We start from the raw sequence: 22,582 nt of genomic DNA, 5'->3' as shown, positions 1-22,582 counted from the left end.
CGGTGTAAGACCTCAACGAGAGTCCTCTCGGACGAGGCAGTCGTCGGTGAAGCAGGAACCCCCTGGGGTGACCCAGGGAATCCCCGCCCTTTAGGACGGGGAGGACTGTCAATGGATGCACGGGGCACGGCCGAGGAGGTTCGCATGCGCAAGGTTGTCATCGCGGTGAGCGGCGTCGTCGCGACCTGCCTGATGGTCGTGGGGGCGGCCGCGTGCGCGGCGAAGACCGGCGGGGAGCAGGCCGGCGGGCCCGTGACGCCGTCGCCGGTGCCGATCACCGTCAATCCCAGCGCGCTGCCCGTCGGCGACACCGTGCCGACCGGGGTCGTGATCAAGGGCAAGGAGATGGTGCTGTACTTCTGGGGCGCGCCGGAGCGCCCGTACCTGGACCAGGCGTGGCGTGACACCGGTACGGGTGAGGTCCGCGTCGACACCATCTGCGCCGGCGGCACCGGGTACATGGCCGAGTGGGGTCCGGTCGAGCCGGGGCGGGTGTTCGGGCTCATGCAGTGCGTCACGCCCGACGGCACGCTCGTCGAGGTCGGCGCCGTGTGGGCCGAGGCCACCCGCGTCACCAGCCAGGCCGAGGGCAAGACGGTCGAGGCGAAGTACGCGAAGTGGAGCAGGAACCCGGCGGTCACCATCTTCTGGGTGCAGCGGCACGGCAAGCCCATCCCGCAGAACGTCCCGGCCGGCGAGGGGCGCACCACGCCGCTGCCCGACGACCGGTATCCGCTCATCACCGCGTACGACGGCAAGGGCGCCACGATCGTCGCCGTGCGCCTGCGCCCGCCGGCCACCGAGCAGAAGGGCGGCTGACCCGCGTCAGGGGCGGCGCCCGAGGTAGGCGGCGAGCCGGTCCGCGGCGGTCGCGCCTGCGGGCGGGGGCTGTTCCGGGCCGAACGACCCGCCGGGGGTACGGGGCAGGTCGCCGTACATCGCCCGTACCGCCGGCAGCACCGCCTCGGCGACGTCCGGCACGAGGTCCGTCGGCCGGCCGAGCGCCCGGGCCAGGTCCCAGCCGTGCACGAGCATCTCGATGACGACCTGCTCGACCAGCCGCCAGCCGGGCGCCGGCCCGAACCGCTCCCGCAGCATCCCCGGCCGCCGGAACGCGGCGAGGGTGCCGCCGGCGGCGGATCGGAACGCCGCGGCGTGGTCGCCGCCGAGATGGTCGGCGTCGAAGTCCCCGCGCGGCGCGCCGGTGGCGAGGCCGGTCCACAGCAGGTTCTCGTAGACGAGATGGTTCAGCAGCGTCTGTACGTCCCAACCGGCGCACGGCGTGCCGTCGCGGAACCGGTCGGCGGGCACCTCGGCGACGATCGCGCCCACCGCCGCCAGGACCTGTTCGCAGGCGGCGAGCATCGCCTCCGGGTCGCCGTCCTCCTCCAGGACCGCGGCGATGGCGGCGGTACGGGCGCCGGGTGCCGGGTTCGCCCGTAGTGCGGTCGTCAGCCACCGGCCGGGCGCGGCGATGCTGGGCCGGACCGGCCAGCCGTTGATGACACAGAGCAGCTGCCAGTACCGTTCGACCCCGGCGTCCGCGGCGACCTCCAGCTGCTCCAGCAGCCCCGCCCGCGCCGCCTCGCCGTCACCGTTGACGTCCAGGCCGGTGCGGGCCTGCGTCGGGATCCACGCCTCGACGATGCCGGCGACGACCGGGTCCGCCGCGGGTGAGTCGGGCATGACGCCGGCGTCCATCGCCGCCGTGACCCGCTCCACCCACAGGTCCGTGAGCCGCTCGACCGCCGCCAGGTCCTCCTTGCCGTGCTCGCCGGGTGCGTGCTCCGCGGCGTACGCGGCCATCCGCGCGAGCGCCGCCCGTAGTGCGGGCGTCCGTACCAGCGCGGCGAGCTCGAGCCACGCGTCGAGCTGCTCGTCGGTCGGCTGTTCGGGCAGGTCTGGCGTCGCCGCGAGCAGCCCCTCCCGATACGTCGGCACGTCCAGCCCGCCGACGGCCTCCTGCACGAACCCGTGCACGACCGCGGTGCGCTCCGCGGCGGACAGCCGCGCCAGCCGGCTGAGCTCGGCGAGCTCCTCGGCGGTCGCGGCCCGCCGCGCGACGGACCGCAGCACCGCCTGCTGCAACCGCAGCGACCGCACCTGCACCTCGATCGCGTCGGCGTGCACGGCGGCCGCCTCGGCGATGCTCCGCTCCCGGTCGACGACCTCCCGGATCGCCGCCATCCCGAGCCCCAGCTCCCGCAGCGTCCGCGCCAGCTCCAGCCGCGCGAGCGCCTGTGCGTCGAACCGCCGGTACCCGCCCGTGCTCCGCCCCGTCGCCGGCACCACCCCGATGTCCGACCAGTGCCGGACCACCTTCACCGGCAGCCCGGTCCGCCTCGCCAGCTCCCCGATGCTCCACAGCCCGTCGCCATCCACTCCCACACCTTCGACTCTCCCACCATGGGAGAGTCAAACGGGGTTTCGCCCCGGTGATCGGTCAGCTCTCCACCGCGACGTCGTCGACCGTGCGGCCGGGGCCGAAGCGGACGGCGACGAGGTGGTCGGTGAGGTCCTCGCCGAGGGTGTAGTCGAAGACCGCGCCGGTCTCGGGGTCGCCGGGGTACAGGCCGACGCGGACCAGGTGCAGCGCCGCCGGGAACACGTCGGGGGTGGTGTGCGGCAGCGCGTCGGCGCCGTCGAAGTCGAGGTAGTCGCCGAGGACGGCGTCGACGTCGTCCTCGATGGCGGCGCGGGCGTGGGCGTCGAAGGTGGCGAGGTCCGTGATGAACGGGGCGACCTCGTCCAGCGCCGGGGCGGCGATCGTGGCGCCGTCGAACGTCAGGTCCACACGGACCGTGCCAGTTGTCGTCTCCCACTGACACGAACGGCCGGCCGGGTCGAACTCGACCGTGCCGAAGACCGGGTGCGTGACGGTGTGCGGGGTCATGACGCGAAACCGTACCGGCGGACCGGCCCGAACGGCGTGTCGCGGATGCCTTCGAAGACGCCGCCGGCGCGCTCCAGGGTTTTCGCCGAGGCCTCGTTGTCGACGGCGCAGACGGTGAAGAGTCCCGTCAGGCCGAGGCCGCGGGCGTCGGCGAGGGTACGGGCGAGCGCCCACGTGGCGAGGCCGCGCCGCCGGGCGGTGGGGCGGATGCCGTACCCGATGTGGCCGGCCCACCGCACGTAGTCGTCGTCACCGTGGCGCAGCGCGATCGCTCCGAGCACGCGGCCGTCCTCGACGATCCAGCGGTGCCGGCAGCGGTGGCGGCCCGTACCGTCCGGCACCGAGCGAGCGGCGAGGCGGGCGACCCACGTGGCGAAGCCGGCGGGAGAGTGCACGTCGTCGGTGGGTGCGAGACCGAACCCGTCCTCGTGCGTGCCGGGGCCCCACTCCGCGTGCGCCTCGAGCCAGGCGCTGTGCAGGCCGGCATCGGGCGCGATGAGTTCGGGCACCCGCCGACCGTACCCTTCGCGGCCGCTTGCCGGCCCGGGTCTCGTCACGGCAGGTAGAACGTGAGCAGGTCCGCTGTCACCGGTGGGAACAGTGACCGCATCAGGTCGGCGTTCGGGCCGGGGTAGACGTCGGCGTGCCAGGCGGCGAGGCCCTCGATGCCGTGCGGGCCGAAGAGCAGCGGGCCGACGAGGTCCGGCGCCACGCCCGCGCCGCCGTGCGAGGCGGGGCCCTGCATCGGGCCGCCCGCGACGACCTCGGTCACCGCGCCGCCGGCCCGCCGCAGCCGGACGTGCCGGCGGAAGAACGACACGACGACGTCGTCCTCGCCGTCGTGGTGGCGCAGGCGCGCCGACAGTCCGGGCCTGAGGTGGTCGAGCAGCGCCGCGACGTCGGGGATGCGCAGGTAGTAGTCGTTCGCCTCGGGTGAGGGCGGCGCGAGGTACGGGTGGAGAAGGCCGCCGCGGTCCTTCGCCGAGAACGGTTCGCCGCCCGCGAGCGTGGCGGCGTGGGCGAGCAGCGCGGCGACCGCGTCCGGTTCGGTGGCGCCGACCTCGCCCAGCACCACGCCTTCGTCCGGCGGCGTGACCCGGCCCGTGCCGATCATCCGCCCGGCCCGCTCCACGACGACCTGGCTGCTGCCCGCCCGTGCGACGAGCGCCCGCCAGCACAGCGGCGAGTGCGGCATGCTCACGTCGTACGCACGCTGCACCGCGTCCTGCAGCCGCGCCATCGCCGCGATGTCGTCCGGCCCCGCGACCCGCACCGCACACCCGGCGGGCATAGCCGGCACGGTGTGGACCGCTCTGCTGTGCGGGATCGGGATGCTGTACTGGTAGCCGAACTGCCGGTAGAAGTACGGGATCCCGATCATCACCTGCAGCAGGTGCCCGCGGGCGGCGGACCGCTCGTGCGCCCAGCCCATCAGCGCCCGGACGAGCCCGCGCCCCTCGTACTCGCGGTCGGTCGCGACCAGCTCCACCTGCCCCGCCGGGATCGCCACCCCGCTGAGGACGACGGTCTCGTCCAGCAGCGTCGCCGTCGACACGACCCGGTCCCCGTCGACGACCACCCCGCACGCGTCGAACCCACCGTCGGCGTCCTCGACCACCAGCCGGTGGTCCTGCCGGTCGGCGGGCTCACCACGGTCGGCGAGCAGCACCCCGATCTGTTCGAGATCCGCGGGCCGCGCCGCCCGCACCACCAGTCCACCGGCCAGCTCCACGCCGCCCACCGTACCGCGCCCGTGGTACGGGTATTGGACACCCACAATCGGGGTTTCGTACGGCCCATGCGGCAGCGGCAACGTCGCGCCATACGGGCGTTGGTTGATCGAGTGATGCTGCTGGCGTGGTTGATGGTTGGGGGGTCGGATTGGTTGCTCGGGTCAAGAACAGCAGCATGAGTGCGCCGGCGGCGCAGTAGCCGACGCCTTGGAAAGCGATGACAGGGATGATGCCGAGCTGGCTGCTGAAGACGCCGGCGGCGAGTGTCCCGGCGAGCATCGCGGCACCTTGGATCGCGTTGACGAGGCCGAAGATCCGCCCGCGGTGGGCGTCGTCGGTGGTGGTCTGGAGCAGAGTGAACAGGCCGGTGATGGTGAGAGCACCGGGCAGTCCGATGGCGATCATGAGGACGAACGCCGGCCAGAGCGCCTGGGTCTGGAGCGGGTAGAGGAACAGCGCCAGGTCCAGCCCGCCGAAGGCGAGGGCGCCGTAGCCGAGAAGGTGGCGTGGCGAGAAGCGGTTTCCAGCGGCGGCGACGATGAGGCCGCCGATGATGCCGCCGACGGCCTGGCTGGACAGGATCAGACCGTAGGTTTCGGCATCGCCGTGCAGGATGTCGCGGACGAACGGGGCCATGAGTGTGCCCATGATCGCCTCGCCCAACCCGATGATCAGCACGAAAAGGAGCAGGAGGCGCAGCGCTGGGTGGTGAGTGGCGATTCGCGCGCCATGGGTGAGCTCGCGGATCGCATGGTGTGCTGGCGCCGGTCGAGACGCGGGACCGGCCGGGTGGCGGATCAGGGCAATGATCGCCGCGGCGACGGCAAAGCTGGCCATGTCGATGAGGGTCAGTGCGGTGATGCCGCCCAGCCCGGCGGCGAGACCGCCGAGCGCGGCGCCGGCCAGCCGGGCGATGTCGCGGTTCTGTCCGTTGAGCGCGTTGGCGGTCACGAGGTCACACGACGGCACCGTGTGGGGCACCATGGCTGCCTCGGCGGTGATGAAGAACTGAGCGAGGCTGCTCTGCGCGACGGTGACCAGGTAAATGATCCAGACCTGGTCTCTACTGTGGACAGCGAGGAGCGGCAGCAACCCGATGGCCAGGAGCAGGTTGGTGACGACCATGGTGCGGCGGCGGTCCCACCGATCGGCGTAGACCCCGGCGAGCGAGCCGAGCGCTATCTGCGGGAGCAGGGCGGCCAGCAGAGTGGCGGCCGAAGCGAGGGTGGAGCCGGTCAGTGCGTAGACGTGGTAGGCCAGGCCGGTGCGCAGGATCCAGTCACCGGTCAGCGAGAGGAGCCCGGCCGACAGCAGCAGCCGCAGGTCGCGGTAGCGGGTCAGTACCCGCCACAGCGTGCGCATCTCAGCCGTCGGTGGCGGTCGGTTCGACCGGGACGCTGATGAAGGTCAGGTTCACCGGTTGGGCGTCGGCGGGCCGGGCGGCGTGTTCGCCAAGGCGGCGCCGTTCGACGAGTGGCGTGATCAGGGCGTCCAGCGCCTCATGCAGCTCGGTGAACTCTTCGACCGTCAGGTAGACCAGGCTCTGGGCGACGCCGGCGTTGCGCTGCCATCGCGGGTCGTACTGGTCGCGACGGCGGTGCCACGCGGCGAGGTGTTCGACGCCACGCTCGGCCACCATCTGGTCCAGGACGTCGACCGCGGCACTGGCTTCGTCCTGTCCGGTCCGTGCCGCCGAATATGACGTGGCGGTGACCTGCCACGGATGGTCCCGGTTGTTGGTGGTGTCGGCCGGTTCGACGAAGCCGTATTTGGCGAGCTGACGCAGGTGGTGGGAGGCCAACGCCTGGCTGACGCCCAGCTGCCGGGCCGCCTGCGCCGCGGTTGTCGGGCCCTGCCGACCGACCAGCTCGTGCAGCTTGATCCGAAGTGGGTGGGCCAGCGCCCGGATGGTCACCGGATCGTCCAGGATCCGCTGGGTGTGGCGAGATTCCAAAGACATGCTTGGAGTGTGCTGCCACCCTTCTGGCAATGTCAAGCAGATGCTTGGAATCGGCGCACGCAACGGCGTTATCGCTCCTGTACTGGAGGACTCGTCAGGGTCGGCAGCACCTGGCGGAGAAGACCCCAGCTGGAGCACTGGATGCCGCTACTGTGGCCCGCGTGACGGGATTCGACTGGGCGGCGCTGTCGGCGGGCCGCAACGCACGGATCGACGCGGTGCCCGACATGGTCCGGCACGCGTTGAAGGTCCTCGAGGACCTTTTCGAGGAGGCCGACCACGCGTGCACGTTCACGCTTGAAGACGCGCCCCTCGTGGCCGGCGGTGTCCCGGCGAGCGTGCAGGCGCTGCTGCCGCAGGACTGCGCGGTCGCCCGGCTGGCGCCGGTCGACTGGTCCACAGTGGTCGGTGCGGCGCTGCCGGGGTTCTTCGTGCCGACGCGGCAGCCGGACGCCTGGGCCGGGGCGGCGGCGCCGCGGGCGGTCGCCGACGGGCTGGCCGCGTGGGTGACGGCGCTGCTGGCGCGGTTGTGGCCGGGCGGCGCCGAGGCGTGGGAGCTCACGGTCGAGTGTCGTGGCTGGTACGAGGCGGCCTACGTCGACCTGGTCGTCCTCGCGGGCGGCCGGGTCTGGCTGCTGCACCTCGGGGTCAGCGACTGACGTCGAGCCGGAACCACGACCGCAGAAGGGCGTGCTCGGTGTGGCGGTCGACGAGCGAGCGCCAGACCCGCCACGCCGGGCCGCCGGTGGCCTCCTTCAGCGGCGCCGACGGGGTGTCGTCGGCCCACCAGAGCTCGACCGGGACCGCCGCGCGCACCTCGTCGGCGAACTCGTCACGCAGCCGCGGGTCGTCGTACATCAGCAGCAGCCCCAACGTGAGGAACGGCCGCGACACGGGCTCGTCGCGCCAGCAGCCCGGGGTGTGGATGCGGCACCAGGCGAGGAAGCGCGCGGCCTGCGCGGTCGCCTCGGGGCCGAGGTCCAGCGCCGACTCGACCAGCGAGCTGAGGTGGGCGGCCTCACCGGTGCGGGTGAGTATCGTGCAGGCGAACAGCCGCGCGACGTGGGCGCGCCAGCCGGCGGAGCCGGGCACCGGGTGGCGGTCGGCGATGGGGGTGGAGGCGCACAGCGAGAGCACCTCGCCCGGCTCCCACTCCAGTTCGTCGGGCAGGCGCCGGGCGACCAGCAGCTCCTCGATCGCGCGTCGGTGCCCGTCGACCCGCATGCCGTAGTCGAGGGCGGCGATCTCGCGGATGATGGACGCGTTCAGGCGGGTCCGCACCCAGTCCCGCAGCGCCAGCTCCGACGGTTGCAGGTCCATCAGGTCACCAGGCCGGTCAGCACCTCACGCATGTAGAGCAGCGCGGTGCGGTCGTCGACGCGCGCCGCGGCGTCGACCGTGAGCGCCGGCGCCATCGGCACGAGGGTACGGGCGGCCATCGCGCCGAAGTCGTTCGCCGAGGCGAGGTACCCGTACATGCGGGAGGCCTCCGCGAGCAGCCCGAGGGCCGCGGTCATGTTGACGAACTCGATGCACACGACGCTCGCGGCGACGACGTTCGCGGTGTCGAGGAGCTCGTCCACATAGGACAGCAGGAGTCGCAGCGCCCGCTGCCGCTCCCCGCGCCGGAACGCCGACCGGGCCTCGGCGGTGGCGTTCGCCGACAGCGTGCCGGGCGGGACGTCGACGCGTGCGGCCTCGTCGAAGTAGCGGGACGAGTCGTCGGAGCGGTCCTGGAACGCGGCGGAGTAGGCCAGGGTCTGCAGCGCCCAGTGCAGGAGGGTCGGCGGGCCGCCGCCGCGGTACCGGTCGGCGAGCGCACCGACGGTGGCGTCCACCTCCGCGAAGCGGCCGATGCCGAGCAGCGGCCCCGCCGACGTCATGCTCAGGAACGCGGCCAGGTACGGCTCGTCCTGCCGGTGCAGCGCGCCGACCGCGTCCGGCAGGCACTCCCGCAGCCCCGGGCCGTCGCCGGTGGCGTACGCGGAAGCCCAGCGGCACAGCGGCAGGTCCGGTGCGGCGTACCGGTCCGCGAGGCGCCGGTAGGCCTCCGGGTCGGCCTGCTGCGTGTGCCGTTCGGCGGCCCAGAGCAGCCAGAACGCGCGCAGGTCACCGTCGTGCGCCGTGGTGAGGTCCAGGATGTGCTCGGCCCAGTCGCCGAGCTCCTGCCGGCCGCGCAGCGGCAGCTCCGTGACGAGCGGGCGGACCAGCGCGTCGGCGAGGGCGACGTCCGCGGTCGTGCGGGCCCGGACGACCGCGGAGCGCAGGTCCGGCCAGAGCTCGGCGAGCCGGGCGACGCCCAGCGCCTCGTCCGGGCCGGTGAGCAGGCGGTGGACGGCGCCGACCGCGCCGGCGCACCACTGGGCGTGCCGCGCGGCGACCAGGTCGGCGTGCCCGCGCTCGCGCAGCCGCTCGGCCGCGAACTGCCGCATGGTCTCCAGCAGCCGGAAGCGCCTGCCGTCCGGGCCGAACGCGACCGTGAGCATCGACCGGCCGACGAGGTCCGCGAGCACGTCGTCGACGTCGGCAACGTCGGCGACGTCGGTCACGGCGACCGCGGCCGGCAGGTCGAACCCACCGGCGAAGACCGACAGCTGCTGGAACAGGACCTGCTCGGCGGGGGTGAGCAGGTCGAACGACCACTGGACGGCGGCGCGCAGGGTGCGGTGGCGCGGGGTGCCGGTGCGGCGGGCGCCGGTGGCGCGCAGATGGTCGTCGAGGCGGGCGACGAGATCCGGCGGGCGGTGGCTGACCGTGCGGGCGGCGGCCAGCTCGATGGCGAGGGGGATGCCGTCGAGCCGGTGGCACAGCTCCGCGACGGCGGCCGGGTGGGCCTGCGGGTCGTAGGTGCGGTCGGCGGCCGTGGCCCGGGCGTGGAACAGCGACACGGCGGCGTGCGGTGCGAGGGGGCCGACGGCGAGGACCCGCTCACCGGACAGGCCGAGCCGCTCCCGCGACGTGGCGAGGACCCGCGCGGCGGGGCAGCCGGCGGCGACGGCCTGGGCGAGGGCGGCGGCGCCGTCGAGGACGTGTTCGCAGTTGTCGAGGACCAGCAGCGCGGGACCGGTGCGCAGGGCCGTGACGATCGACTGGGTGAGGGTCTGCCCCGGGCGGTGCGGGAGGTTCATCGTGTCGGCGGCGGCCTGCGGTACATCCGCCGGCGAAACGATCCCGGCCAGCTCGACGAACCAGTGGTCGCCCCCGGACGCGCCCGCCGCCGCCAGGGCGAGCTGGGTCTTGCCGATCCCGCCGGGCCCCACCAGCGTCACGACCGGCGCCGCGGCGATGGCGTCGAGGGTCGCCGCCAGGTCCTGGTCGCGCCCGAACAGCGCGGTCGAGGACGCGGCGCCGCGGAGCCGCTCGTCGTGGGCGAGGATCTGCGCCTCGGCGGCGCGCAGTTCGGGGCCGGGCTCGACGCCGAGCTCGGTGACGAGGTGATGGCGGGCGCGCCGGTACGCGGCGAGCGCGTCCGCCTGGCGCCCCGCCCGGAACAGCGCCGTCATCAGCACCGCCCACGCGCGCTCCCGCAGCGGGTGCTGCTCGACGAACTCGGTGAGCGCGGGCACGACACCACGCGGGTCCGCCGCCGCGCGGCGCTCCAGGTCGGCCTCGACGGCCGCCGCCCACTGCTCGGTCAGCCCCGCCACCGCGCCGGCAAGCCCGGGCGCGTCCAGCCCGGCGAGCGGCGAACCACCCCAGTGGGTGAGCGCGGCGCCGGGGTCGCCGTCGCCGACGTGCCGCCGGAAGCGGGCGACGTCGATGGCGTCGGGCGGCACGTCCAGCCGGTACGCGTCGCCGACCCGCGTGATCGCCGGCCCGCCGAGCCCCTTGCGCAGCTGCGCGACGTGCCACTGCAGGGTCTTGTGCGCGGTGCGGGGCGGGTCGTCGCCCCACACGAGGTCCACCAGGCGCGACTGGGGCAGCGGCGTGCCGGGGGAGAGGGCGAGCGCGGCCAGGAGCGTCTGGGTCTTCGCGGAGCCGATGTCGACAGGCTCACCGTCGTCGGTGGTGACGCGCACCCCACCGAGCAGACCGATCCGCACCACAGCGCTGCTCCCACGGGCCGACGACGTGCGGCGAGCTTGCCACGCGCCGCGAACCGGCGGCAACCCCGTTCCCCAACCGGACGCACACCCGCTCCACACCGGCGGCCGCGAGCATGGGCGCACCGACGAGACAGGAGCGAACGACATGCATCGAACGGCGGCACGGGTGACCGGCGCCCTCTTCATCACCGCGACGGTCGCGGGGGTGATCAGCGCGGCGCTGCTCGGCGGCGGCACCGGCGGCGGCGCGCACCGGCAGTCGGCCGGCGCGCTCGCCGTGCTGGTGATGGCCGGAGCGATCGCGATGATCCCGGCGGCGCTGTTCCCGGTGCTCAAGGTGTACAGCGAGAGCTCCGCGGTCGGTTACGTGGTGGCGCGGACGGTCGAGGTGGTGCTGCTGCTGCCGGCCGCGTTCGGGCCGCTGATCCTGGTCGCGGCCGGTGACGGCGGCCTCGACCCGGCCGTGCGGTCGGTGCTGGACACGCAGGACACGTGGGGCTACGCGCCGGCCGCGCTGTTCTTCTGCCTCAGCGCGCTGCTGCTCAACGTCGTGCTCTTCCGGTCACGGCTCGTCCCCCGCTGGCTCCCGGGCTGGGCGCTGGCCGGGGTGGCGCTGTACGTGACCGACGCCGGCCTGGTGATGTTCGGGGGCCTCACCACCGCGTCACCCGCGCACGCGGCGCTGGTGGTCCCGCTCGCGGTGAACGAGATGGTCCTGGCGGTCTGGCTGCTCGTGAAGGGCTTCCGGACACCGACGGGCTGATCACGGCACGACTGCTTCGAGCGCGGCCGGCGGTCACCGCAGGTCCTTGCGGAACACGACCTCGTGCCGGGTGTAGCCCATGCGCCGCTCGTAGAACGGCATCGACGTCGGGTTGTCCACGCCGGTCTCCAGCATGATCGCCGCCGCGCCGCGCTCGACCGCCCACCGCTCGACCTCGGCCATCAGCGCGGACCCGACCCCGCCGCGGCGGGCGCCGCCGGCCACCGTCAGCGCGTCGACGTGGACCCGCCGGTGGGCGAGGTCGCGCTGCAGCTGCCAGTGCGCGGTCGGCAGCGGCTCCTCGACCCGCGCCACCGCCGCCCCCACGATGTCCCCGTCCTGCTCGGCGACCAGCATCAGCACCGTCGGGTCGTCCGCGTACCGCGCGTGCAGCTCCTCGTGCCACTCCACGAGCCCGTCGGTCTGCGGCTCCTGCGCGGTGGCCGGGTCGAGGCCGGCGAAGAACGCGCCGCTCTCCTGCCACAGCCGTGCCCGCCCGGGGCCGTCGCCCGCCTGTACCTGCCGTACCACCATCGCCATCCGCCCATCGTCATCGACCCGGGCCCCGGTGTCGCTGTTTTTGCCGGGAAACCTTAGAGGTGGGCGCGGTCCTTCAGCGGCGCCGGGCGGCGGGCGCGGGCTCCGGCTTCCGGGACGCGGCGGGGGTGTGCGCGGGTCAGCTGAACGAGTGGCGGTAGGTCTGCGGGCTGACGCCGGTGGTGCGTTTGAAGCGTTCGCGGAACGCGGTCGGTGAGCCGAAGCCGACCTCGGCGCCGATGCGTTCGACGGAGTGGCGGGTGGTCTCCAGGAGATGCTGGGCCCGGCGGACGCGGGCGCGGTGCAGCCACTGCAGCGGGGTCAGGCCGGTCTGGTCGCGGAAGCGGCGGATCAGGGTGCGGGTGCTCATCCCGGCCTGCGCGGCGATGTCGGCGAGGGTCAGGTCGCGCCGCAGGTGCTGCTGGAGCCAGGTGAGGAGCGGCTCGAGCTCGGCGCCCTGCGGGGTCGGCGGGTGGTCGTGGGCGATGAACTGCGCCTGGCCGCCCTCGCGTTCGAGCGGCACCACCGACAGCCGCGCGGCGGCGGCGGCGACCGCGGACCCGTAGTCGCGGCGGATCATGTGCAGGCACAGGTCCAGGCCCGCCGCCGCGCCGGCGGAGGTGAGGATCTGTCCATTGTCGACATACAGCACGCCGGGGTCGACGTCCACCGACGGGTGCGCGGCCGCGAGGCTGCCGGCGGCGATCCAGTGGGTGGTGGCCCGCAGCCCGTCGAGCAGGCCGGCGGCGGCGAGCACGAAGCTGCCCGCGCAGATCGAGGCGATCCGGGTGCCGTTCGCCGCCGCGGTACGCAAGGCGGCCCGGACCGGCGGGGTCAGCGCGGCGGCCGGGTCGGCGGTGCCGGGCACGACGACCGTGTGCGCCTCGGCCAGGGTGTCGAGGCCCCACGGCGCGGTCAGGGTGAACGCGCCCGCGTCGACGTGCGGGCGCTCGGCGCAGACCCGGACCTCGTAGCCCGGGCTCCCGCCAGGCAGGCACGTGCGGGTGAACACCTCGATCGGGGTGGCCAGGTCGAACGGGATCACCCCGTCGAAGGCGAGCACGGCGACGATGTGCATGGCCGGCACGGTACCGCACGGGTTGGCGAAATCCCGTCGGAAGTGGTCACGAATGCCACTGGGGCCGCCGCCACCAGGTCCTTAGCGTGAGTCGCATGCATGCGCAGATAGTCCTGTTCGACGGCTTCGACCCGTTGGACGTCATCGCACCGTACGAGGTGCTGCACGCGGGCGCCGTCGCCGCCGGCGGGGCCCTGACCGTGGCGCTCGTCTCCGCCGAAGGCCCCAGGGAGGTGGTGAGCGGCACCGGCGGCCTGGCGCTGCGGGCGACCGCGGCCCTCGACCCGTCGCGTCCGGGGCTGGTCGTCGTGCCCGGCGCCGCCGGCCGCGTCGGCGACCCCGAGGACGAACCCACCGACGACTCGATCCCGGTCCTGCTGGGCCGGACCCTGACCACCGACCTGCCGGGGCTGCTCAAGGCGGCGATGGACGAGCCGGCCGTGACGGTCGCCTCGGTGTGCGGCGGATCCCTGGTCCTCGCCATGGCGGGCCTGCTGGAGGGCCGCCATGCCACCACCCACCACCTCGGCCTGGACCTGCTCGACGCCACCGGCGTGCGCGCCGTCCACGCGCGGGTCGTCGACGACGGTGACTTCGTCAGCGGCGCCGGCGTCACCTCCGGGCTCGACCTCGCCCTGTACCTCCTGGAGCGCGAGCTCGGTCCGCGGATCGCGCACGCCGTCGAGGAACTGTTCGCCTACGAACGGCGCGGCACCGTCTGGCGCGACGCCGGCCCGCAGCCCGCCGGGGCGTGGTGAACATGACGGCCGAAGGCACCTGGGACCTGACCATCGCCACGCCCATCGGCAGGATCAACGCCACGGCGGTGATCCGCCGCGACGGTGCCGCCCTGACCGGTGTCGCCGCCGGTGAAGGAGAGGAGGTCCCCCTCACCGACGTCACCCTCGACGGCGACCGGCTCACCTGGAAGCAGGCCGTCACCCGGCCCCTGCGGCTCAACCTGGTCTTCGACGTGACCATCGACGGCGACACCCTGGCGGGCACCGCCAAGGCCGGCCGCCTCCCCGCCTCGAAGGTCACCGGCCGCCGGCGGTGAGCTCCTTGACCTCGGCGTAGAGGGCGGGCAGCAGCCGCGCGGCGGTGCCGCGCAGGTTGACGTCGCAGATGTCGTCCAGCGGCGTCTCGTCCGGGTTGACCTGGATGACGGTCGCCCCGGAGCGGGTGGCGACCACGGGCAGCTCGGCCGCCGGGTACACCACGCCGGACGTGCCGATGCTCAACAGCACGTCGCAGGAGGACGCCGCCTCGACGGCCGCCGTGAAGGCCGCCCTGGGCAGCGCCTCGCCGAACCACACGACGCCGGGCCGCACCAGCGCGCCGCACGCCGTGCACCGCGGCGGCGGGACGGGGCCGAGGTCGTCGGGGACGTCGTCGTCGCCGGACGGCGCGTCGAACGGGTGACCGGCGACGCAGCGGGGCGCGAAGAGGCTGCCGTGCAGGTGCACCGGGTCCTTGGAGCCGGCCCGCTCGTGCAGGTCGTCGACGTTCTGCGTGACGACGACGGTGCCAGGCACCAGCGCCTGGAGGGCGGCGGCGGCCACGTGCCCGGCGTTGGGCTCGGCCTTGCGGACGGCGGCGCGGCGCCATTCGTACCAGCCCCAGACGAGCGCGGGGTCGGCCTCGAACGCCTCGGGGGTGGCCAGCTCATACGCGTCGAACCGGGACCACAGGCCGGTCAGGGCGTCGCGGAACGTCGGCACGCCGCTCTCCGCGGAGATCCCGGCGCCGGTGAACACGACGACCCGGCCGGCGGTCGCGATGCGCTCCGCGACGCCGTCGGGCAGGACACGCTGCATGCGCCGCATCCTGCCATGGATGCTCGTCGAGCCGAGCGCGAGGCCTGGCGGGTCAGGCGAGCGTGGGTGGTGGCGCCGGGAGCGGGTGGGCGCCCTGCGGGCGGAGACCGTCGAACAGGATGCCCAGGTATCGGCGCCACAGGTCCGGTGACGCGTCCGGCACGTAGCCGGCGACGTAGTTCGGGGCGCACATCAGCAGGATCACGTCGGCGCCGGTCACGTCGGGGCGCACCGCCCCGGCGTCGCGGGCCCGGTCGACGAGGTCGTGGATCACGCGGTACATCCGCTCACGGGCGCCGGTCACCGCGGGGTCGACGTCGCCGGCGCCGTGCAGGAACGACAGGTCGCGCTGCTGGCGCTGGTGGGCGGCGGCGGTCATGAACGCCAGCAGCGCCACGCCCGGATCGGCCTCGCCGAGCAGGCGATCGCCGGCCGCGGTCAGCTCGTCCACCCGGTCGAGCACGATCGCGGCGATCAGGTCGTCCTTCGTCGGGAAATGGCGGAACACCGTGCCTTTGCCGACGCCGGCGCGGCGGGCGATGTCGGCCACCGACGCGTCCATGCCCCGCTCCGCGAACTCGTCGGCGGCGGCCGCCAGCAGCGCCGCCCGGTTGCGCGCGGCGTCGGCGCGCTGTGGGCGGCTCGAGGTCATGGTGGCCATCGTACAAGTTGACCGCGCGGTCCGTTTATGACTAGTGTTTCCACTAGAAGCGGACCGATTGGTCCGTTTATGGATTCCGGAGGACCTCATGCGCGCAGTGATCGCCGGTGACTACGGACCACCCGAGGGGTACACGGTCGGCGAGCTGCCGGTCCCGCGGCCCGGACCGGGCCAGCTGCTGGTCCGTGTCGCCGCCGCCTCGATCAACCCGGGCGACGTCGTCATCCCCAGCGGACGGTTCCGCGACACGACGCCCCTGACGTTCCCGCACGTGCCGGGCAACGACTTCGCCGGCACGGTCGCCGAAACCGGACCGGGCGTGACCGGCTACGCCGAGGGCGACGAGATCTTCGGCTACGCAGCGCCCCGGGCGCTGCGCCCGATGCTCGGCCCGCGCCCGTCGATGAGCACCGGCTCCCTCGCCGAATACACGGTCGTCGAGGCGGACACGCCGTTCGTCGCGCACCGCCCCGCGGGCCTGACGGCCGAGCACGCCGCGGCGCTCGCCACCACCGGCCTGACCGCGCGGGCGCTGATGGCCACCGCCGGCGTCCGCCCAGGCGAGCGGGTCCTGGTCGTCGGCGCGACCGGCGGCGTCGGCACGACCCTCGTCCCGCTGCTCGCCGCGGCGGGCGCCGAGGTCGTGGCCACCGCGACCGACGAGGACGCCGGCCTGCTGCGCGACCTCGGCGCCGCGGAGACGATCGGATACGCCGAGCCCGGCTACCCGTCGGGCGTCGACGCCGCGTTCAACCTCACCCTGCCGGGCGACGCGCTGACGAGCGTCGCGGCCGCGGTCCGGCCCGGCGGGCGGCTGCTCACCATCACGTTCCCGGTGCCGCGGCAGGACTGGACCGGCCGCGACGACGTCGAGCTCAGGTTCGTCCTCGACATGGAAGGCGTCCACGGCGGCATGCGCGAGGTCGCGGACGCCGGCCTCCGGGCGACGATCGGGCGTCGCTACACCCTCGCCGAGGGCGCGCAGGCCTGCGTCGACTTCGCCCGCCGGCACACCACCGGCAAGCTGGTCGTCGTCGTGTGACCCGTCAGGTCTTCGGCCCCGCCGCCACCCACGACAGGCCCCAGTTGTAGGCGAGGTCGACGGCCTGGTTCCGGAACTGGCCGGGCGCCGGGATGATGTACCGCGACTCGCGCCGCACGACCAGCTCGCCGTTGACGTTCTCGATGAGGAACAGCACGCCGGCCCGCGCCATGACGGTGCACTCGTCGAGGCGCATCTCGATCGGGGCCCCGTGCTGCGGATACAGGGTGGCGACCGCGTCGAGGCCGGCGAACGAGTCGGCACCGTCGTAGATGCTGGCGTAGACGAGGATCCGGCGGAACTTGTCTGTGTGGTCGAGGTTGATGGTGAGGTTCTCGCCCGCCTCGTTGGCGCCGGTACGGTCGTCGCCGTCGAGCATGATGTACGGCGCGTCGTTCAGCTGACCGAACTGGTTGTCGAGCGGGTGGACGATGCCCTTCCGGCCGTCCATGAGCTCCCACAGGCAGCACAGGTCGAGGTCCAGGTCGGGCAGGTGCGCGGTCCTCTGCTTGCCGAAGAGGCCGCGCTTGCCGAGCGAGCGCATGCTCCAGTTGAGGTTGACCCGCAGCGACCCGGACCGGCCGCCCTGCTTGGCGAGCGACACCGTCGGCGCCTGCTTGGTGAGCGTGACCTTGGACAGCCGCACCGGCGCGGCAGGAGCCGGCGGCCCGACCGGGGGTGGCGGCGCCATGGGCAGGTTCGAGATGGGCGGCGGGTATTCAGTCGGCGGCGCGATGGGTGCCGGCGGCGCGACGGGCGGCGCCGGGGGAGCGGGCGGGGGCGGGGCGACGGGCGGGGGCACCGTCGCGGGCAGCCCGATCCGCTGCGGCTGCCCGTCGGGCCCGGTCACGGTCACCGAGGGCCACCCCTGCGTGGCGGGCGCCGGCGCGGCGGGCGCGGGTGTCGGTGTCGGCGCGGGCGCGTCGTCGACCGAGATGCCGAAGTCGCGGGCCAGTCCCGCCAGCCCGGAGGCGTACCCCTGCCCGACCGCCCGGAACTTCCACTGCCCGGCCCGCCGGTACAACTCGCCGAAGATGAACGCCGTCTCGGTCGTGGCACCGGGGCTGTCGAAGCGAGCGACCTCCGCACCGCTCGTCGCGTCCAGGAGCCGGATGTGCAGCCCCGGCACCTTCCCGAACGTGCCACCGTCGGCGGAGGCGGCCAGCACGATCCGCTCGATCGCCGGCTCGACCCGGGCCAGGTCGACGAGCACCGTGTCGGTGACCTGGGTCCCCGCGGTCGCCTTCCCCTCGTGCCGGACCGCGCCGGCCGGGTGCGCCGGCTGGTTGTAGAACACGAAGTCGTTGTCGTCGCGGACCTTGCCGCCGCCGGTCAGCAGCAGCGCCGAGCCGTCCGCGTCGGGCACGCCCGGCCCGCTCTGCCACCCCAGCACGGCCCGGACCACCGGCGCCTGCACCGGCATGTTGGCGCCCTTGAGCATCGACATAGACCCGTCCTCTCCCCGTCAGACCCTCACAATACGACGGGCCGCGAGGGGGTGGAGAAGGCGGCGGGGCGGAGGAGGCGGAAGGGTGGCAATGGGTCGGGCGGGGGAGGTAGATGCGCGCCGGAGTGGGCAGTGCACCGGCATGGTGGACATGAAGCTCGAAATCGTCGTGCTGCCGGTCTCGGACGTCGACCGGGCCAAGAGGTTCTACCTCGGGATCGGCTGCCGGGAGGACGCCGACTTCACCGGTGCCGACGAGTTCCGGGTCGTGCAGGTCACCCCGCCCGGGTCGGCCACGTCGATCATCTTCGGTGACCGGGTCACCGACGCGGAGCCCGGCTCGGTGCGCGGGGTGCACCTGGTCGTCGACGACGTCGTCGCGGCGCAGAAGGAGCTGGCGACCCGCGGGGTGGAGGTGAGCGAGGTGTTCCACGACGCCGGCGGCGTCTTCCATCACGGCGGCACGGAGGCACGGGCGCCCGGACCTGATCCGCGGCGGCAGTCGTACGCGTCGTTCGCGTCGTTCACCGACCCGGACGGCAACGAGTTCGTGCTGCAGGAGATCACCCGCCGCCTGCCGGGCCGCGTCGACCACGCGAACTTCGGCTCGGTGGCGGAGCTGGAGCACGCGCTGCGCGAGGCGGCGGCGGCGCACGGCCGGCACGAGCAGGAGCTGGGCCGCGCCGACGAGAACTGGCCCGCCTGGTACGCCACGTACATGGCGGAGGCCGCCGGCCTCAGGAGCTGAGCGGCCGTCAGGGCCGGACCAGCGCCGCGGCGAGCTCGCGCCGGGACGTGATGCCGAGCTTGCCGAACACCTTCCGCAGGTGCCACTCGACGGTGCGGGGGCTGAGGAACAGCGCGGCGCCGATCTCCGGGTTGGTCCGGCCCGCGACCGCGAGGCGGGCGATCTGCGCCTCCTGCGCGGTGAGCTCGTCGGACGGGCCCTCCGACCGCTTACGGACGGTCTCACCCGTCGCGGCGAGCTCCCGGGCCGCCCGCTCGGCGAACGCGCGCAGGCCCATGCCGGCGAACGCGTCGTGCGCGGCGTGCAGCACGGTCCGGGCGTCGGCGCGGCGGCCCTCGCGCCGCAGCCACTCGCCGTGCAGCAGGCGGGCGCGGGCCGTGAGCAGGCCCAGCCCGGCGGCCTCGAACCGGGCGGCGGCCTCGCGGAAGCGGCCGTCGGCGGGTTCGGTCAGCGCGTCGGCGAGCGCGAGGGCGCCGAGGCTCCAGTCCGTGCCGGTCGCGGCGGCGTGCGTGGCCAGCAGGTCCCGGGCGTCCGCGGCGACGGCCGGCTCGTTCGCGTGTACCGCGGCCTCGACGACCTCGGACAGCACCAGCGCCCGCATGCCCAGCGCCGGGTGCGCCGCCGCGCCCTGGAGCGTGTCGAGCGCGGCGGGGGTGGCGGTGAGCGCGGCGGGGGTGGCAGTGAGCGCGGCGAGCGACGCGTGCCCGCAGCCGACGTCGGCGTGCCGGGCGGCGCCGGTGGCCGCCGCGAGCCCCTCGCACTCGGCGAGCAGGTCCGCCGCCTCGCCGGACCGGCCCATGAGCAGCAGCGTCCCGGCGTGCAGCGTCAGCGCGACGGGCAGCACGGACAGCGCCCCGGCCGCACGCGCCGCGCCGGTCGCCGCGCCGCTGAGCCGGTGCGCGGTCGCGACGTCGGACACCTCCAGCGCGGCCGGCACCGCCAGCCACAGCAGGTCGAGGCCGCGGGCCGGGTCGATCGCGTCGAGGGCCCGCCGCAGCGCCGGCACCGCGGCGGCGGGTCCGTCCAGGGCCCACGTCGCGAGGCCGGTGAGCAGCGCTCCCGGCGCGTCGTCCGCCGCCGGCACGGCCAGCGCCGCCTCCGCCGTCCGCCGTAGCTCGTCGCCGGCGGGGTCGGCGACGCCGAGCGCGGACAGGTAGGTCTCCCGGGCGGCCGCCGGGTCGAGTGCCTCGAGGCGCCGGGCGGCGGCGAGCAGCGCCGGGCCGGCGGCCGGGCCGGGGTCGAGCGCGAGGGTCGCCTGGGCCCGCAGCCGCTCCGCGCGCGCCTGCTGGAGCGGGTCGAGCGGGCCGAGCCCCGCCGCGGCGAGGAGGTCCGGGACGCGGTCGGCGGCGCCGGCGGCGAGCCGGGCCCGCGCGGCGGCGAGCAGCAGCGCCGAGCGGTGTTTCGGGTCGGTGGTCAGCTCGGCGGCGCGCTCCAGGAACGCGGCGGCCGCGGCCCGCCCGCCGCGGGCGAGGGCCCGGTCCGCGGACCGCTCCAGCTCCAGGGCGACGTCCTCGTCGGGGCCGGTCGCGGCGTGCGCGCGGTGCCAGGCGTGCCGGTCGGGGTCGAGGCCGGGGTCGGTGCCGGCGGCGAGGGCGGCGTGCACGTCACGGAGCGTCGCCGGGCCGGCGGCGCGCCAGGCGGCGGATCGGACGAGCGGATGGCGGAACCGTACCAGCGCACCGAACTCGACCAGGCCGGCCTGCTCCGCGGCGGCGGCCGCGTCCATGCCGACGCCGAGCCGTCCGGCGGCGCGCCACAGCAGGGCGGGGTCGCCGACCGGCTCGACGGCCGCGGCGGCCAGCAGGGTGCGGGTGTCGGCGGGCAGGGCGGCGACGCGCCGCTGGAAGTCCTCCTCGACCTGCCCGGCGACGGGCGCGCCGCCCGGTCCGCCGAAGCCGAAGGCGAGCTCCGCCGCGGTCCGCTCCCGGGGCAGCTCCAGCAGCGCCAGGGGGTTGCCGCGGGTCTCGGCGACGATGCGGTCCCGCACGCGGTCGTCGACGGGGCCCGGCAGTACCGAATCCAGCAACGCCCGCGCGTCGGCCTCCGGCAGCCCGTCGACGCGCAGCTCGGGCAGGTCCGCCAGGATCCGGTCGCCGCCGGGCGTGCGGGCGGCGAAGACCAGCGCCACCGACTCCGCGTCGAGCCGCCGGGCCACGAACGTGAGGATGACCTCGGACATCCGGTCGAGCCACTGCGCGTCGTCGACCACGCACACCAGGGGCCGCTCCGCGGCGGCCTCGGCGAGCAGGCCGAGGACGGCGAGCCCGACGAGCAGCGCCTCCGGCGGGTCGCCGGCGGTGAGCCCGAACGCGGTGCCGAGCGCGCGCCGCTGCGGCTCGGGCAGCGCGTCGAGGTGGCCGAGCAGCGGGGCGAGGAGCTGCTGGAGCGCCGAGTAGGCGATCTCGGTCTCCGGCTCGACCCCGGCGGCCCTGGCGACCGTCACCGCGGTGGCGTCGCCGGCGACCTGGTCGAGCAGCGCGGTCTTCCCGGCGCCGGCCTCGCCGCGCAGGACGAGGACCCGGCTGTGGCCGGCGCGCACGTCACGGATCAGCCGGTCGAGCGCCTCCCGCTCGTGGCGCCGGCCTCGCAGCTCGGGCCGGGTGATCTTCGCTCGCACCTACCCATTGTGCCGTGCGCCGGCGCTCAGGCGGCCTGTGAGCTCCGCCGCGCCGGCGCCGCTGAGCTGCGGCAGGGCGGTGAGGCGGCCGCAGGCGAGCAGGAGCAGCGCAGCCATCGGGGCGCGGACCTCGGGGCCTTCGCCGTGCGCCCAGGCGGTGTCGGTGGCGACGAGCCGGAAGCCGGCGAGCCGCTTCGCCGACGGCAGCGGCGGAGGCAGCCGCATGGTCAGCGTGCGGGTGGTCGCGACGGCAGCGGCCTCCGCCGGGGTGTGCAGGTCGCGGCCGAGCGGGACGGCGATGTCCTGGCCGTGCACGAGGATGTCGGTGAGCGTCTCCAGGTGGGTGACGCCGAAGTTGTGTCTGCGGGCGTCGGGTGTACCGCGGACCCCGGCGACGATCTGCCCGGTGTTGAGCGCGGCGGCGCGCCGGTACGCGGCGTGCTGGATCGTCCGGTCCAGGCTGCCGCGCCAGCGCAGCAGCATGCCGAGCGCGCCGCCGAACCCGACCTCCTGCAGGGTCAGGTGCGCGGCGACGTCACGCACGGTCCAGCCCTCGCACAGCGACGGCCGGTGCCACTCCTCGTCGGACAGGGTCTCCAGCAGCGCCGCGACGGCGCCGCGCTGGGCGTGGATGACGGGCCAGATCTGGTCGCGGTTCATGGCGCCGGTACCTCCGCTGCGCGGGGACGGATGACGGTGGTGACGAGGGCGGTGATCTGCTCGACCGGGTCGAACGCCGGGTCCGGCATGGCGAGCTGGTGCAGGACGAGCCCCGTCCAGTGGTTCATGATCAGCGGCGCGTCGTGCGGCGGGTCGGTGGAGCCGGCGGTCCGCAGCCAGTTCATGAACCAGGCGTTGACGCGGGCGCCGCCGGCGGCGAGGGTGGCGCGCAGCTCCGGCTGGTTGGCGGCCTCGACGAGGATCGCGTAGCGGGCGAGGGTGAGGGTGCGCTGCGGGCCGGTCGCCTGCTGCGCGAACGCGCTGAGGGCACGGGCGAGCTCGTGCGGCGTGGTGGGCGCCAGCCGGGTCGCGAGGTCCTCCCAGTTGGCGCGCTCGCGGGTGACGAAGCGCTCGACGACCGCGTCCAGCAGCGCGCCGCGGGTGCGGAAGTGGTTGGAGGTCGAGCCGGGCGGCAGCCCCGCGGTGGCGTCGACGGTGCGGTGGGTCAGCGCGTGGATGCCGCGCTCACCGAGCACGGTGATCGCGGCGTCGAGCAGGTCGTCCCGGCGGTTCGCCATGC

Annotated in this window: 23 protein-coding genes; 7 read left to right on the top strand and 16 right to left on the bottom strand. The window is 74.8% G+C overall.

What is annotated here, in order from left to right:
• The first annotated feature begins 144 nt into the window (after positions 1 to 144).
• Entirely contained in the window at positions 145 to 819 is a 675-nt protein-coding gene (locus tag ABZ321_RS27115) for a hypothetical protein (RefSeq protein ID WP_354896111.1), read from the top strand.
• 6 nt (positions 820 to 825) lie between these two features.
• On the opposite strand, the gene ABZ321_RS27110 is transcribed toward ABZ321_RS27115, so the two are convergent.
• The 6 genes from ABZ321_RS27110 to ABZ321_RS27085 all read right to left on the bottom strand — a co-directional run bounded on the left by ABZ321_RS27110 (position 826) and on the right by ABZ321_RS27085 (position 6,649).
• Positions 826 to 2,382 carry a TIGR03086 family metal-binding protein gene (locus tag ABZ321_RS27110; RefSeq protein ID WP_354896108.1) on the bottom strand — a complete coding sequence of 519 codons (1,557 nt, stop codon included), beginning with the start codon at positions 2,380 to 2,382 and terminating at the stop codon, positions 826 to 828.
• Positions 2,383 to 2,443: 61 nt separating this feature from the next.
• The gene (locus tag ABZ321_RS27105; RefSeq protein WP_354896105.1) at positions 2,444 to 2,893 is read right to left on the bottom strand and encodes a DUF2004 domain-containing protein; all 450 of its coding nucleotides are present in this window, start codon (positions 2,891 to 2,893) and stop codon (positions 2,444 to 2,446) included.
• The gene (locus ABZ321_RS27100; RefSeq protein ID WP_354896102.1) at positions 2,890 to 3,402 is read right to left on the bottom strand and encodes a GNAT family N-acetyltransferase; all 513 of its coding nucleotides are present in this window, start codon (positions 3,400 to 3,402) and stop codon (positions 2,890 to 2,892) included. The genes ABZ321_RS27105 and ABZ321_RS27100 overlap by 4 nt, the downstream gene beginning before the upstream one ends.
• A gap of 44 nt (positions 3,403 to 3,446) precedes the next feature.
• Positions 3,447 to 4,625, bottom strand: a complete 1,179-nt coding sequence (locus tag ABZ321_RS27095) for a GNAT family N-acetyltransferase (RefSeq protein ID WP_354896099.1) — start codon at positions 4,623 to 4,625, stop codon at positions 3,447 to 3,449.
• On the bottom strand, positions 4,540 to 5,988 hold the full coding sequence (locus ABZ321_RS27090) for an MFS transporter (RefSeq protein WP_354896096.1): 1,449 nt from the start codon (positions 5,986 to 5,988) through the stop codon (positions 4,540 to 4,542). Before ABZ321_RS27090 ends, ABZ321_RS27095 begins: the two co-directional genes overlap by 86 nt.
• 1 nt (position 5,989) lies before the next feature.
• Positions 5,990 to 6,649, bottom strand: a complete 660-nt coding sequence (locus ABZ321_RS27085; protein WP_354896093.1) for a helix-turn-helix domain-containing protein — start codon at positions 6,647 to 6,649, stop codon at positions 5,990 to 5,992.
• Between the two features lie 98 nt (positions 6,650 to 6,747).
• On the opposite strand from ABZ321_RS27085, the gene ABZ321_RS27080 reads away from it, so the two are divergent.
• Complete coding sequence (locus tag ABZ321_RS27080) at positions 6,748 to 7,245, top strand: hypothetical protein (protein ID WP_354896090.1); 498 nt, start codon at positions 6,748 to 6,750, stop codon at positions 7,243 to 7,245.
• On the opposite strand, the gene ABZ321_RS27075 is transcribed toward ABZ321_RS27080, so the two are convergent.
• Together ABZ321_RS27075 and ABZ321_RS27070 are read right to left on the bottom strand one after the other, a co-directional pair.
• Positions 7,235 to 7,906, bottom strand: a complete 672-nt coding sequence (locus ABZ321_RS27075; protein ID WP_354896087.1) for a hypothetical protein — start codon at positions 7,904 to 7,906, stop codon at positions 7,235 to 7,237. The two genes, ABZ321_RS27080 and ABZ321_RS27075, sit on opposite strands and share 11 nt — an antisense overlap.
• Entirely contained in the window at positions 7,906 to 10,632 is a 2,727-nt protein-coding gene (locus tag ABZ321_RS27070) for a BTAD domain-containing putative transcriptional regulator (RefSeq protein WP_354896084.1), read from the bottom strand. Before ABZ321_RS27070 ends, ABZ321_RS27075 begins: the two co-directional genes overlap by 1 nt.
• A 145-nt stretch (positions 10,633 to 10,777) precedes the next feature.
• On the opposite strand from ABZ321_RS27070, the gene ABZ321_RS27065 reads away from it, so the two are divergent.
• Positions 10,778 to 11,395, top strand: coding sequence for a DUF4386 domain-containing protein (locus ABZ321_RS27065; RefSeq protein WP_354896082.1), 618 nt, complete (start codon positions 10,778 to 10,780; stop codon positions 11,393 to 11,395).
• A 33-nt stretch (positions 11,396 to 11,428) separates the two neighbouring features.
• Here ABZ321_RS27065 and ABZ321_RS27060 read toward each other — a convergent pair whose 3' ends face one another.
• Positions 11,429 to 11,935, bottom strand: coding sequence for a GNAT family N-acetyltransferase (locus ABZ321_RS27060; protein ID WP_344505663.1), 507 nt, complete (start codon positions 11,933 to 11,935; stop codon positions 11,429 to 11,431).
• A 136-nt stretch (positions 11,936 to 12,071) separates the two neighbouring features.
• Positions 12,072 to 13,010, bottom strand: a complete 939-nt coding sequence (locus ABZ321_RS27055) for a helix-turn-helix domain-containing protein (RefSeq protein ID WP_354896079.1) — start codon at positions 13,008 to 13,010, stop codon at positions 12,072 to 12,074.
• 95 nt (positions 13,011 to 13,105) lie between these two features.
• Between ABZ321_RS27055 and ABZ321_RS27050 the strand changes: the two genes are divergently transcribed.
• The gene (locus tag ABZ321_RS27050; protein ID WP_344505661.1) at positions 13,106 to 13,768 is read left to right on the top strand and encodes a DJ-1/PfpI family protein; all 663 of its coding nucleotides are present in this window, start codon (positions 13,106 to 13,108) and stop codon (positions 13,766 to 13,768) included.
• A gap of 2 nt (positions 13,769 to 13,770) precedes the next feature.
• Entirely contained in the window at positions 13,771 to 14,067 is a 297-nt protein-coding gene (locus ABZ321_RS27045) for a hypothetical protein (RefSeq protein WP_354896076.1), read from the top strand.
• On the opposite strand, the gene ABZ321_RS27040 is transcribed toward ABZ321_RS27045, so the two are convergent.
• On the bottom strand, positions 14,048 to 14,827 hold the full coding sequence (locus ABZ321_RS27040) for an NAD-dependent deacylase (RefSeq protein WP_354896073.1): 780 nt from the start codon (positions 14,825 to 14,827) through the stop codon (positions 14,048 to 14,050). The two genes, ABZ321_RS27045 and ABZ321_RS27040, sit on opposite strands and share 20 nt — an antisense overlap.
• Positions 14,828 to 14,879: 52 nt before the next feature.
• The gene (locus ABZ321_RS27035) at positions 14,880 to 15,479 is read right to left on the bottom strand and encodes a helix-turn-helix domain-containing protein (protein ID WP_344505658.1); all 600 of its coding nucleotides are present in this window, start codon (positions 15,477 to 15,479) and stop codon (positions 14,880 to 14,882) included.
• A gap of 97 nt (positions 15,480 to 15,576) precedes the next feature.
• On the opposite strand from ABZ321_RS27035, the gene ABZ321_RS27030 reads away from it, so the two are divergent.
• Positions 15,577 to 16,530 carry an NADP-dependent oxidoreductase gene (locus tag ABZ321_RS27030; RefSeq protein ID WP_354896070.1) on the top strand — a complete coding sequence of 318 codons (954 nt, stop codon included), beginning with the start codon at positions 15,577 to 15,579 and terminating at the stop codon, positions 16,528 to 16,530.
• Between the two features lie 4 nt (positions 16,531 to 16,534).
• Here the strand turns inward: ABZ321_RS27030 and ABZ321_RS27025 are convergent, their stop codons facing one another.
• Entirely contained in the window at positions 16,535 to 17,977 is a 1,443-nt protein-coding gene (locus ABZ321_RS27025) for a TerD family protein (protein WP_354896068.1), read from the bottom strand.
• A gap of 151 nt (positions 17,978 to 18,128) precedes the next feature.
• Here ABZ321_RS27025 and ABZ321_RS27020 point away from each other — a divergent pair, with 151 nt between their 5' ends.
• Positions 18,129 to 18,725: a VOC family protein gene (locus ABZ321_RS27020; protein ID WP_344505655.1), complete on the top strand. Its 597-nt coding sequence runs from the start codon at positions 18,129 to 18,131 to the stop codon at positions 18,723 to 18,725.
• Positions 18,726 to 18,732: 7 nt separating this feature from the next.
• Here the strand turns inward: ABZ321_RS27020 and ABZ321_RS27015 are convergent, their stop codons facing one another.
• Genes ABZ321_RS27015 through ABZ321_RS27005 form a run of 3 tightly spaced genes read right to left on the bottom strand, consistent with a single transcriptional unit; the run spans position 18,733 to position 22,580 of the window.
• Positions 18,733 to 21,342 (bottom strand): AAA family ATPase, encoded by a 2,610-nt coding sequence (locus ABZ321_RS27015; RefSeq protein ID WP_354896065.1) that lies wholly within the window; start codon positions 21,340 to 21,342, stop codon positions 18,733 to 18,735.
• The gene (locus tag ABZ321_RS27010; protein WP_354896062.1) at positions 21,343 to 22,002 is read right to left on the bottom strand and encodes a maleylpyruvate isomerase family mycothiol-dependent enzyme; all 660 of its coding nucleotides are present in this window, start codon (positions 22,000 to 22,002) and stop codon (positions 21,343 to 21,345) included.
• Positions 21,999 to 22,580, bottom strand: coding sequence for a TetR family transcriptional regulator (locus tag ABZ321_RS27005; RefSeq protein WP_344505652.1), 582 nt, complete (start codon positions 22,578 to 22,580; stop codon positions 21,999 to 22,001). Before ABZ321_RS27005 ends, ABZ321_RS27010 begins: the two co-directional genes overlap by 4 nt.
• Positions 22,581 to 22,582 lie beyond the last annotated feature (2 nt).

It is taken from the genome of Dactylosporangium sp. NPDC006015 (assembly GCF_040614215.1).
Classification (GTDB): Bacteria; Actinomycetota; Actinomycetes; order Mycobacteriales; family Micromonosporaceae; genus Dactylosporangium; species Dactylosporangium maewongense.
This window is presented reverse-complemented; position numbering and strand designations above follow the sequence as displayed.